At 65.0% G+C, this 11,008-nt stretch carries 14 protein-coding genes and 2 pseudogenes; 7 read left to right on the plus strand and 9 right to left on the minus strand.

What is annotated here, in order from left to right; translation table 11 throughout:
• Positions 1-112: 112 nt before the first annotated feature.
• Positions 113-787 carry an Ivy family c-type lysozyme inhibitor gene (locus tag AC5P9P_RS15230; RefSeq protein WP_111109052.1) on the plus strand — a complete coding sequence of 225 codons (675 nt, stop codon included), beginning with the start codon at positions 113-115 and terminating at the stop codon, positions 785-787.
• 60 nt (positions 788-847) lie between these two features.
• On the opposite strand, the gene AC5P9P_RS15235 is transcribed toward AC5P9P_RS15230, so the two are convergent.
• The 5 genes and pseudogenes from AC5P9P_RS15235 to AC5P9P_RS15255 form a co-directional block, all read right to left on the minus strand.
• Positions 848-1,222: a hypothetical protein gene (locus tag AC5P9P_RS15235; RefSeq protein ID WP_111109053.1), complete on the minus strand. Its 375-nt coding sequence runs from the start codon at positions 1,220-1,222 to the stop codon at positions 848-850.
• 490 nt (positions 1,223-1,712) lie between these two features.
• Positions 1,713-2,744 (minus strand): ACR3 family arsenite efflux transporter, encoded by a 1,032-nt coding sequence (gene arsB / locus AC5P9P_RS15240; RefSeq protein WP_495227066.1) that lies wholly within the window; start codon positions 2,742-2,744, stop codon positions 1,713-1,715.
• A gap of 8 nt (positions 2,745-2,752) precedes the next feature.
• Positions 2,753-3,256, minus strand: a complete 504-nt coding sequence (locus tag AC5P9P_RS15245; protein WP_495232910.1) for an arsenate reductase ArsC — start codon at positions 3,254-3,256, stop codon at positions 2,753-2,755.
• Between the two features lie 36 nt (positions 3,257-3,292).
• A pseudogene (arsN2, locus tag AC5P9P_RS15250) lies at positions 3,293-3,712 on the minus strand (arsenic resistance N-acetyltransferase ArsN2); the annotation flags it as partial.
• 1 nt (position 3,713) lies between these two features.
• Positions 3,714-4,043, minus strand: a complete 330-nt coding sequence (locus AC5P9P_RS15255) for an ArsR/SmtB family transcription factor (protein ID WP_495232908.1) — start codon at positions 4,041-4,043, stop codon at positions 3,714-3,716.
• 17 nt (positions 4,044-4,060) lie between these two features.
• Between AC5P9P_RS15255 and arsH the strand changes: the two genes are divergently transcribed.
• Complete coding sequence (arsH, locus tag AC5P9P_RS15260; RefSeq protein WP_495232909.1) at positions 4,061-4,789, plus strand: arsenical resistance protein ArsH; 729 nt, start codon at positions 4,061-4,063, stop codon at positions 4,787-4,789.
• Between the two features lie 34 nt (positions 4,790-4,823).
• Here the strand turns inward: arsH and AC5P9P_RS15265 are convergent, their stop codons facing one another.
• From AC5P9P_RS15265 to AC5P9P_RS15275, 3 genes are all read right to left on the minus strand, one after another.
• Positions 4,824-5,516 (minus strand): L,D-transpeptidase family protein, encoded by a 693-nt coding sequence (locus tag AC5P9P_RS15265; protein WP_049402849.1) that lies wholly within the window; start codon positions 5,514-5,516, stop codon positions 4,824-4,826.
• A 152-nt stretch (positions 5,517-5,668) separates the two neighbouring features.
• The gene (locus AC5P9P_RS15270) at positions 5,669-5,941 is read right to left on the minus strand and encodes a hypothetical protein (protein ID WP_005407606.1); all 273 of its coding nucleotides are present in this window, start codon (positions 5,939-5,941) and stop codon (positions 5,669-5,671) included.
• A 214-nt stretch (positions 5,942-6,155) separates the two neighbouring features.
• Positions 6,156-7,106 (minus strand): DUF2268 domain-containing putative Zn-dependent protease, encoded by a 951-nt coding sequence (locus AC5P9P_RS15275; protein WP_049402848.1) that lies wholly within the window; start codon positions 7,104-7,106, stop codon positions 6,156-6,158.
• Between the two features lie 206 nt (positions 7,107-7,312).
• Here AC5P9P_RS15275 and AC5P9P_RS15280 point away from each other — a divergent pair, with 206 nt between their 5' ends.
• From AC5P9P_RS15280 to AC5P9P_RS15300, 5 genes are all read left to right on the plus strand, one after another.
• Positions 7,313-7,888 carry an OmpO family porin gene (locus tag AC5P9P_RS15280; RefSeq protein ID WP_005411880.1) on the plus strand — a complete coding sequence of 192 codons (576 nt, stop codon included), beginning with the start codon at positions 7,313-7,315 and terminating at the stop codon, positions 7,886-7,888.
• A gap of 121 nt (positions 7,889-8,009) precedes the next feature.
• Positions 8,010-8,777 (plus strand): helix-turn-helix transcriptional regulator, encoded by a 768-nt coding sequence (locus AC5P9P_RS15285; RefSeq protein ID WP_049402847.1) that lies wholly within the window; start codon positions 8,010-8,012, stop codon positions 8,775-8,777.
• A gap of 67 nt (positions 8,778-8,844) precedes the next feature.
• The gene (locus AC5P9P_RS15290; RefSeq protein WP_033835099.1) at positions 8,845-9,213 is read left to right on the plus strand and encodes a VOC family protein; all 369 of its coding nucleotides are present in this window, start codon (positions 8,845-8,847) and stop codon (positions 9,211-9,213) included.
• 123 nt (positions 9,214-9,336) lie between these two features.
• Complete coding sequence (locus AC5P9P_RS15295; RefSeq protein ID WP_049402846.1) at positions 9,337-10,311, plus strand: Dyp-type peroxidase; 975 nt, start codon at positions 9,337-9,339, stop codon at positions 10,309-10,311.
• A gap of 145 nt (positions 10,312-10,456) precedes the next feature.
• A complete protein-coding gene (locus AC5P9P_RS15300; protein ID WP_033835100.1) occupies positions 10,457-10,873 on the plus strand; it encodes a hypothetical protein in 417 nt (138 codons plus the stop codon).
• An 11-nt stretch (positions 10,874-10,884) separates the two neighbouring features.
• Here AC5P9P_RS15300 and AC5P9P_RS15305 read toward each other — a convergent pair.
• Positions 10,885-11,008, minus strand: a pseudogene (locus AC5P9P_RS15305) (IS110 family transposase); the annotation flags it as partial.

The raw sequence follows: 11,008 nt of genomic DNA on the forward strand, positions 1-11,008 counted from the left end.
TCCAGGCCCTGGCGATGATGGGAAGGCTTCAGACGCATCCTAGCGCGCCGCTGGTTAGAATCACGCGGCCGCCGATTCGGCGGACGCAGCGCAGATCAGACAAGGACACGGAATGAAGATGCGAATCACAGGGATGGCGATGATGGCCGCGCTGCTGGCAGCCTGCGGACAGGCACCGGAAAAGACTGGCGAGACTGCACCTGCTGTGGCGCCAGCGCCGACCGCCGAAGCACCGGCCGCCGCGGCGGCGGTGGTCGAGAAGGAACCGTCCGCCGAAGACGGTGTGGACCCCTCGGTGTGGGACAACGAAGGCGAACCGGAAGACCCGAGCGCCGGCGGGGAACTCACCTGCGCGGACAACCCGCTGGCGACGCATTTCTTCACCCTGGTGGGCGGCAATACCGTGGACGACTGCGGCCGCAAGGATCCGAAGGTGCTGGCCGCGTTCAACGCCCTGATGAAGAACACGGCCGCAGCCGAATCCGCTGACAAGGAGATTCCATCGCTGCGCGAACGCCTGTTGAGCGGGCCCAGCGGTCCTGGCGAACTGGTAGTGCTGCAGGGTGAGCCGTGGTGGTTCTACACCGCCTGCCAGGCCCACGACTGCCCCGGCACGGCGTTGGCGATGCTGTATTCGCCCGATCAGTCGAAGATGGTTGGCCGTCTTACCGCGCGCTGCCGTGTATGGTGGCTGGGCGAGCCGACGGCGGAACAACGTGCGCAGATCGAACAGCGCCAGCCACTGCAGGATGCCGCGTTGAAGGAGGACAGCGCACTCTGCGAGTGATGTGGCGCGCGCCGCAGCGCCGGGCCGTGCCCGGCGTTGCAGTGAGCGTTGTTCCCCGTATCACCCTTCCGGCCGCATGCGTGCGCTGACCTGTGCTGTCAGCGACAGACTGACCATCATCAGGCCCTCCATCACACGGTCGCCCACGTACTCCTCGTCGGGTCCGTTCTGGCGCACGCGCTCGGCAGCCAGCAGCATTTCCAGCGCCACTCGCAGGCCGGTCAATGCGCAATCCGCGTCGGCCAAGGCCATGCGGCGGCCGGGCATCTGATGACGTTCCGGCCAGGGCTGGCCGTCGGCGGCGGCGCCCTTGCCGATGCGGTCGAGCGTGGCGATGAAACCGTGCGGATCGTGCGGGTGCAGTGCTTCCGAGGGCGCGTCCGCGTTGGCGGGCACGGACTGCGCGCGCAGGCGGGAGGATTCGTGTGTGCTCATGGCAAGGGCTCCGTGCAGGACAGACGGTAACCGCCACATAGAGGTGGCGGGCGGAGACGTGGCTCGAAAACCGGGAGATCACGAACGAGACCGGCAGGCGCAAGGCCTCCACGTTCCGCCCGCCATAGCCGGCAGACGGAATGCCAGCCGGCGCCACGCGGGGTGACGCCGGCTGGCAAGCGCAAACAACGTTCGTGATCTAACGGGTTTTCGAGGCCCGGCCACCCATTTTCCGGCGGCCCACCATCTGTACCGCCGTCGCTGCGCAACGCCAATCAGAAGAGTTGCATTCAACGCTGGATCAAAGACGCTTCTGGCATTTTTGCATGCTGTTAAGCCGTCGCAGACGCAGGCGCCGCAACGTCCGTAGCGGCATGGGGAATATGCGACATGGGTCGAAGTTGATGACGTGGCGTACGGGCACTCCACCAGGCCGATGACGACAGTGCGGGGCGAAGAACGTAAATCGACTTCGGCGCACTCCGGTGTGTCAGTGCTCTTCGCGTCTCTCGTACCAGGCTTGAGTACGGTTCACGATCCGCACCACAGACAACATGACCGGCACCTCGATCAGTACACCCACCACCGTCGCCAGCGCAGCCCCCGAATGCACGCCGAACAGTCCCACCGCGGTGGCTACCGCCAGTTCGAAGAAATTGCTGGCACCAATCAACGCCGAAGGGCCGGCCACGCAATGCGCCACGCCCAGGCGACGATTGAGCAGGTAGGCCAGGCCGGAAGTGAAATAGACCTGGATCAGGATCGGCACCGCAATCAGTGCGATCACCAGCGGCTGCTCCACGATCTGTCGGCCCTGGAAGCCGAACAGCAGCACCAGCGTCAGCAGCAGGGCGGACAGCGACAGCGGACCCAGCCGTCGAAGCGCACGCTGCAGCCTCGCCTCGCCGCCACGCGAAAGGATCCAGCGCCGCAGCAACGCGGCCACCAGCACGGGCACCACAATGTAGAGACCCACCGACAACAGCAGCGTATCCCACGGCACGGTGATCGCCGACAGGCCCAGCAACAGCGCAACCACCGGTGCGTATGCGACCACCATGATCGCGTCGTTCAAGGCCACCTGGCTCAGGGTGAAGTTGGCATCACCGCGGCACAGGTTGCTCCACACGAACACCATGGCGGTGCAGGGCGCGGCCGCCAGCAGGATCAAACCGGCGATGTAGCTGTCGATCTGTGCTGCGGGCAGCCAGTCCGCGAAGGCATGGCGCAGGAACAGCCAGCCCAGCAGCGCCATCGAAAACGGCTTGACCGCCCAGTTGATGAACAGTGTCACCCCGATGCCCTTCCAGTGCTGCTGCAACTGGCGCATTGCGCGGAAGTCGACCTTCAGCAACATCGGGATGATCATCAGCCAGATCAGCGCGGCAACCGGCAGGTTGACCTTGGCGATTTCGGCCGAGGCCAACTCCGCGAAAGCACCGGGTAGGAAGTGGCCCAGCAGCGTGCCGACCGCAATGCAAAGCCCGACCCAAAGCGTCAGGTGGCGTTCGAACAGATTCATGCGGGAAGTCACGGCATGCTGTCGGTCGGCTGCAACTGTCCAATCTGATCCAGCGCGTGCTGCAGCGCTTCGCGGTCGGACCACAATGAGTCAGGCAAGGCGAGCAATGCACGCAGTCGCGCCTTCACGATGGCATGGGCCAGCGAGAACGCCGCGGCTTTGTCGGCATCGCTGCCCGCCACGGCCGCTGGATCGGGCAGGCCCCAGTGGCTGCGGATGAAGTCACCGAACACCACCGGGCAGGCCTCCGCTGCGGCTGAATCGCACACGGTGATCACCAGGTCCATCGGGGCTGCATCCACGAACTCATCCCACGACTTGCTGCGCAGCCCTTCGACGGGCATTCCTTCGGCCTGCAGCTGGGCGAGCGCGAACGGATTGACCTCGCCGGTGGGCTGGCTGCCGGCACTGAAGGCGGCGAAGCAATCGCCGCCCCATGCACGCAGGGTGGCTTCGGCAAGCACGCTGCGGGCGCTGTTGCCGGTACAGAGGAACAGGACATTGCGCTTCATGTGGCTTCCATGATCAGTGAGCGGCTTGGACATGCAAAGCGCGCTGGCCGGGCAGAGACGAGTGAACTCGGCAGAGCTGCGGATCGCCTCCGCTATCTGCGCGCGATCACATCCGGCATAGCCGTGCCGCGCGAACCACGTGCCTGCCGATGTTGTCAGCAGCACCAGTTCCCTGACCTGCATACGGCAGGCCACCTCTTCGGCCGCTGCCAGCAATGCGCGCCCAAGGCCGGTATTGCGTCGGTCATCAGACACCACCAGGGAGCGGAGCAGCGCCGAGGCGCCGAAAACCTGCAATCCAACGGCGCCCACGGGGACGCCATCGAGGTCCGCGACGAAAAACACGACCTTGCTGCTTTCCAGATCGGCCACGGGTAACTGCGCCTGCTGCAGAAGATCCCGGATGTAGGACAGGTCGTCGCGTGCGCCGGCACGAATCACGGGGTCTGGCTTCATCTCAGCACCTGCATGCCGGTTCGCTTGCCGCGCACTGCTGGTCCGGCGAACCCGCGCAGCAGTTGTGGGTGAGGTACTCGATCAAGCCGTTCATGGCATCGAAGTTGGCGCGGTAGCAGACGTGGCGGCCCTGGCTTTCGCTCTCCACCAGCCCGGCCTGCACGAGCTCCTTCAGGTGGAAGCTGAGCGTGGCTGGGGGCACCTGCAGGGCCGTGGCGATGTCGCCCGCCATGCGACCTGCCGGGCCAGCCTCCACCAGCAAGCGGAAGGCAGCCAAGCGGGTGGCATGGCCCAGGGCAGTCAGGGCAGCAATTGCATTCAACGTTTCCATATTTCTAGAATAATCGAATGAATAAGCCCATCACAAGCCCCCATCTACCGAATCTGGTAGACGCCTCGCTGCCCCAGCCCGATCACCACCAGCTCGCCGCGGCAGATCCGGGACCGCCACGCATCCTCCTGCTCTACGGCTCGCTTCGGCCGCAGTCGTTCAGTCGCAAGCTGGCGCTGGAAGCCGAGCGATTGCTGCGTCACCTGGGGTGCGAGACCCGCGTGTTCGATCCGCATGCGCTGCCCATGCTGGACAGCGTGCACCCGCACCACCCTGAAGTGCAGCGACTGCGCGAATGGTCGCAGTGGTCGGAAGGCCAGGTCTGGGTCAGCCCCGAGCGGCATGGCACGGTCACCGGCGTGTTCAAGAACCAGATCGACTGGTTGCCGCTGGAAGATGGCAGCGTGCGGCCCACGCAGGGCAGGACGCTGGCGCTGCTGCAGGTGAGTGGCGGCTCGCAGTCGTTCAATACCGTCAACACGTTGCGCGTGCTCGGCCGTTGGATGCGCGTGCTGACCATCCCCAACCAGTCGTCAGTGGCCAAGGCCTGGCAGGAATTCGATGACGACGGCCGGATGAAACCCTCGCCGTACTACGATCGGGTGGTGGATGTGATGGAAGAGCTGGTGAAGTTCACGCTGCTGACGCGTGGCAGGACGGACTACCTGGTGGACCGTTACAGCGAGAGGAAGGGCGATGCGCATGCCGCTGCATTGGCGCGGGCGGCGGGCGCTGCGGCTTCCTGACTTCCAGTACGCAAACGCTTTCCACTACCCACTTCTACTTGCTTGCGCGCCGCGCGCCTTTCTCGTCTTCGTCCTTTGCATCGCCACGGCTCTGCGCGAACTCCGGGAACGTCTTCGCGATCGAATCCTTGTCCGGCAGGATGTAGAACACACCGCCCTTCTCGAACGTGGACTGCACGATCTGCTCGTAGAACGCGGGCGAGACGTTGATGCAGCCGTGGGTGACGCGGTTGTCGTCCGGCGTCGGCGTTGCCAGCCGTTGGGCGCGTTTCTCTTTCGGGGTGCCTGGCGGCAGCGGGTGCATCGAGACGGCGGAATCGTAGTCCACCCACAGCACGCGCCCGGCATCGTCGGAGGGGCCGTAGCCACCAATGAAACGGCCGGCAGGGGTGGTGCGGTCATGGCCGGGAATCGCGCTCAGTGCGAGCTTGGCAACACCAGGGGCCGAGTGATCACCGATGGCCGAACCGAACAGCGCCGGTGCCGCGCCGCGCAGCTTACCGTCGCCGCCGAAGATCAGGACCTGCGCGGCGGCCTTGTCCATGATTGCGAACGGGTAGCCCTGGTTGTCCTTGCTGGCAACCACCCAGCCGGCCAGCTCGATCACTGTTTCGGACACGCTCTGGTCGGGTGGAAGTTCATCAACGGCAGCAATTCGCTGTTCAGGCGCTTCCTTGTCCTTGCCCTTGGCGCTGGCTGCGCCGCTGCACGCAACGGCCAGTGCCATCGCCAGTGCGGCATGGAGGACGCGGCGTGCAGGGGAGGAGGAGGTACGAATGGGACGGCTCCTTGCAATTCTGGGTGGAAGGATGCCAGTGGCCGGCGAAGGCCACTGGTTCCCGATACAGAGGTGGATCAATTCAAAGGATGAGGGAGCTATCAGCCGCGCGGCTTGCGACCGGCCGGTGCCCTTTCAAGCTGCTGTACGCGGCCTTCGATCTGGTCCAGACGCTGGTTGGCCTGCTGCGCCGACTGGTTGGCGGACTCGGCACTCTGGGCAGCGCCCTGCACCTTTACGTCGAGCTGATCGAGGCGCGAGTTGATGGTTGCGAACTCGTCCTTGTAGGTGGCGCAAGCGCCGAGGCTTACGGTGGCCACGATGGCGACGGTGATGGCGCGTGCTGCGTTGATGTGCTGCTTGGTCAGTTTCATTTCCAACTCCCTCCTTCGTCTGGGGAAGCTGGAATATAGCGGCGTTTGTTCCCGGCGCTAGCCCGTGCTTTCAGCTGGAATTTGAGTACGTGGATGGGCTGTGAAGGCCTGTAGATCAACAAACCTTAACAAGCGGGATCAAGCGAACTGATCTGCATCGGCGAAGCGCCTTGTGCCTGTTAAACGTTACCCATTCACCTGCATGAAGCCGGCATCACGGCATGCGCGTCTGCGTGCTTTCGCCTACTCCGCACGCAGGTTGCCATCCACTTGCTTCCAGCAGCGCCGCAGCGTTCCCGGGCTGGACATCCAGCAGTTCGGCGACGCCGCTGCGCGTGTCGGCCGCGCGCGCAACATAGGCATGGGCGATGCGATAGCCGATCCAGTAGCCGAGATCTCCGCGGCGCGCATCGTTGCCGGGACCGTTGTACAGCCACCTCGAAAGATCGGTACCCATGCTGTCCTGCAGGAACGCACGCTCCAGCGCACACTCGCGACCCTGCGTCCAACGCTGCAGATGCGCGTTGGCCGGTTGCCCGGAGATCCGTTCGGCCACGTATTCGGCGCCCCCTTCCAGCAGGGTCTGATAGAGCAGGGTGGGCTGCTCGATGTCCACGCGTGCACCGGGCTGTTGCACGTGCACATACTCATGCGCGATCAGATGCACGAAGCGGTCACCTACGTCGGTCTGCATCCAGTCGGCGTTGCACAGTGCTTCCAGTCCGATGACCACACCTGCTTCGGTAGTCACGCCACCACTGTTGCCGCGGCCCACCAGTACGGTCACCGGGGGAAAGCGCGCAGACGGCAACAGGGCGCCAAGTCGATCGACGGCAGCGGCGACGCGCGTGCGGATCGATGGCAATGCGGTCGCGCAGGTTCTCGCTTTCGCAAACAATGCCGGCTTGTCCTGGATGGCCCTGGCCAGCCGCTCCATCGAGCCGATACGGCGGTCGGTGAAGCTGCGCAGGGCATCCGTACCCGCATCCAGATAGCCGTGTTGCAGATCATCGGCGCTTGGGCGCCCTTGGTTGGCGTCCAGCACCTTGAAGAAGCGCGTGACATCGTCTGTCTGTACGACGATGTGCCTGGCAGAAACGATGCGCTCAGCGGCCTGTGCCTGCAGTAGCACAACCGGCGAGGCGATCAGGATCAGAGCCCGCATCAAGCACCGAGCGTGGTGCGCGCAAGAAGCCGACAGCGGTCCCATGCGGAGTTCCCTGAACGCCAGCCTTATTTATACACCAGTCAGTTCAATATTCAGGGTTGATTAGACCCCCTAACGGATAATTCACACCTGTCGACCGCCTCTTCTCTCTCCCCCTCCCGGGAGGCGGCCGACGAAACCAAAATAATTAAAGGTGTGTCCCGATGAACAAGAATTCGCTGCTCGCCCTGGGTCTTCTGGCTGCTCTGCCGTTCGCTGCATCGGCAACCGATGGCCTGTCGTACAACTACGTTGAAGGCGGCTACGTGAACACCGATGCCAAGGGCGGCGACGCCGACGGCTGGAAGGTGAAGGGTTCCGTGGCGGTGCACCCGAACTTCCACATCTTCGGCGACTACAGCGCGCAGGAGACCGACAAGTTCAAGAATGACGTCGACCAGTGGCGCATCGGCGCCGGCTACAACTACGGCATCGCACCGAACACCGACCTGGTGGCTCGCGTTGCGTACCAGAAGTTCGACATGAAGCATGGCCTGGACTTCAACGGCTACTCGACCGAAGTTGGCGTGCGCACCGCGTTCAACCCGTACGTGGAAGGCTACGTGATGGCCGGCTACGAGGACTACACCAAGAAGCACGGCATCAACCCGGACGGCGAGTTCTATGGCCGTGTCGGCGCCACCGCCAAGTTCAACCAGAACTGGGGCCTGAGTGGCGAAGTGAAGCTGGCCAAGGCCGGCGACCGCGAGTGGTTCGTGGGCCCGCGCTTCACCTGGTAACAAACGCCTGTCGTTAGTGCGTGTTGTGCTGGCGTGTGACTCTCTCTCCCCCACACGCCAACCGAAGCCCGGCCTCGCGCCGGGCTTCACTTTTATGGGCCCCGTGGCGCCACAATGCGGCATGGGCGGCCCTTCCTCTCTTGCAGGCACCGGCACGATCTACCAGGAGCATCTGGCGCCTGCGCCGCTGCGCGGCCACTTTGGCCAGCTGTGGCAGAGCCAGCTTCCTGCCGATGCCGATGGGCACATCACCGTATTGCCCGATGGCTGCGTGGATATCCTCTGGCGCGACGGTGCGCTGTTCGTCGTCGGCCCGGACCGCGTGGCCGCGCACCCGGCGCTGGCACCCGGTGCGCAGGTGCTGGGCGCGCGCTTCCGTCCCGGCCAGGCATTGGCCGCGCTGGGCCTGCCCTTGGCCGGGATCATCGGCCAGGCCGTGCCACTGGCCGACCTGAAGGGCGCGTGGGCGAACAAGGCGGCGGCCTCCATCGGCGACACCGCGCCTGCACAGCGCCTGCAGCGAATGGCGCACTGCCTGCAACAGCACATGGGTGCGGCCGCGCTCGATACGCCGGCGCAGCGCGCCCATGTCCTGTTCCAGGCGCTCGCCGCGGGTAATGCCACGCTGGATACGCTGGCGGCGCACCTGGGCCTGAGCCCGCGCAGCCTACGGCGTTTCAGCCAGGCGCAGTTCGGCTACGGCGCCAAGACGCTGGAGCGGATCCTGCGGCTGCAACGTTTCCTGCGCCAGAGTCGCGCGCTGCCACTGCATTCGTTGGCGATGCTGGCCGCTGATGCCGGCTATGCCGACCAGGCCCATCTCAGCCGCGAGGCGCGTGAACTGGCGGGCATGACCGCCAGCGAGCTGCGCCTGGAGTGGGGACAATGATGGCCGTTTTGTTCAAGACCACTGTGCTGCATTGATCGATGCTGGGCTCCCACCACGGAGCCTCGCCATGAATCCTGCCGCGCCCCACGATGCCGAACGCCGCATCGACAACATCGAATTCAACGTCGCCGACATTGACCGTAGCAAGCGCTTCTACGGCGAGGTGTTCGGCTGGCGCTTCACGGACTACGGCACGGCCTACACCGAGTTCGACGACGGCCGTCTGAAAGGTGGCTTCGTGGCCGACGCGGCGGTGCGTGCCCACGGGGGGCCGCTGGTGATCCTCTACTGCGCGGACCTGGCCGATGCACAGCAACGCGTGATCGCCGCCGGTGGCGAGGTGGTGCAGGCGGTGTTCGCCTTCCCGGGTGGTCGCCGCTTCCACTTCCGCGATCTGGATGGCTACGAACTGGCGGTCTGGAGTGATGTGGATTGAGGCCTTCGTACCTTCGCCGGTGGACGGAACGAGAACCGCTCCGTCCCCGGTCAGGCGGTTCCGCTATGATCGCCCGCACATCGCCACACGCGATGCGCCCGCCTCAAGCCAGCAGGAACCGCCGTGAACTCCCAGCCCGCACCGATCACCGCCGTCAACCACACGCTCCACAACGAGCCGCAGCAGATCACCGCGCCACTGACCCATTCGGCGGCGTTCCTGGTGCTGAAGGTGAAGGATGACGAGGCGTCGATCGCCAAGGCACGCGAGGTGCTGGCCAGCACCGACGACCTGATCAAGAACACCGCCATCCGCGAGATCGAACGCACCTTCACCTGCAACGTGGCCATCGGCCACCGCGTGTGGCAGCCGCTGGTGGGCACCACGCCGCCGCGCGAGCTGCAGCCGTTCCGCGAGATCAAGGGCGCGACCCATACCGCTGTGTCCACGCCGGGCGACCTGCTGTACCACATCCGTGCACGTACCATGGACCTGATCGTGGCGTTCGAACGCAACCTGCTGATGGCCTTTGGCGATGCGGTGGAGACGGTCGATGACGTGGCCGGCTTCCGCTATTTCGATGGCCGCGACCTGCTCGATTTCGTTGACGGCACCGCCAACCCGGAAGGGCTGTCGCTGCCGGAAGCCACCATCGTGGGCGAGGAAGACCCGGAGCATGCCGGCGGCAGTTACGTGGTGGTGCAGAAGTACCTGCACAATCTTGATGCCTGGCGCGCGCAGAAGACCGAAGCGCAGGAAGCGATCATCGGCCGCACCAAGCACGACAACATCGAGCTGGACGATGCGCCGGCCGATGCGCAGAAGTCGCACAAGACGCTGTGCACCATCGAGGATGCCGACGGCGAGCACGAGATCCTGCGCGACAACATGCCGTTCGCCAACCCGGGTCGCGGCGAGTACGGCACCTACTTCATCGGCTACACGCGCCGCCTGTGGGTGATCGAGAAGATGCTCGAGCGCATGTTCATCGGCAATCCCGCACCGCTGCATGACCGCATCCTTGATTTCTCCACCGCCACCACCGGCGTGACCTTCTTCGCGCCCTCGCGCAAGGTGCTGGCCGACCTGGGCGACTGATCACGGCTCTCGTCCTTGCGCATGCTACTGGCCGCTCTGTTCCAGTAGATCCACGCCATGCATGGCGTGGCTCTACTGTGCCGCCATCTGCCTGTCATCTACCGCGCCGACCATCAGCGGTTGGATGGGAGCGCAGGGGCGGGCGATGGCGATGGCAAGGAACACAACCGGTGCACGCCGCTGGTGGCGGCCACTGGCCGCGTTGTTCGGCGCGTTGGCACTGGGGAGTGCCAGCGTTTCCGCGCAGGAAGCCCCTGCACACTGGATGGCCTATGCCGCCGCCGTGGGGGGGCAGCTGCAGCAGCGCCTGCAGCAGGAGCAGGATCCGCAGGCGCAGCGTGTGCTGGAATGGCTGCAGGCACATCCGGATGCGCCGACGCCGTTGCCGGTGAGCGTGTGGATCGCGGCGGATGGCCGCATTTCGAAGCTGGAATTCGACAGCCTGGGTGATGCCCAGGTCGACGCCGACCTGCGCGCGACCCTGCAGAGTGCATCCCTGCAGGCCGCGCCACCGGCCGACATGCGCCAGCCGCTGCGGCTGGGTTTGGTGCTGACCCAGTAGCAACTGTCTTGTCAGGGGCAGCCGAGGGCCACCTCGGCGTCTCGCTTACGGGCGTTGAGGATCACCAGCATTTTGCGCATGACCGCCACGAGCGCCACCTTGCTCGCTTTGCCCTTGGCCTTCAGGCCAGCGTAA

This window comes from Stenotrophomonas sp. YJH_SMC_14-1 (assembly GCF_059372275.1).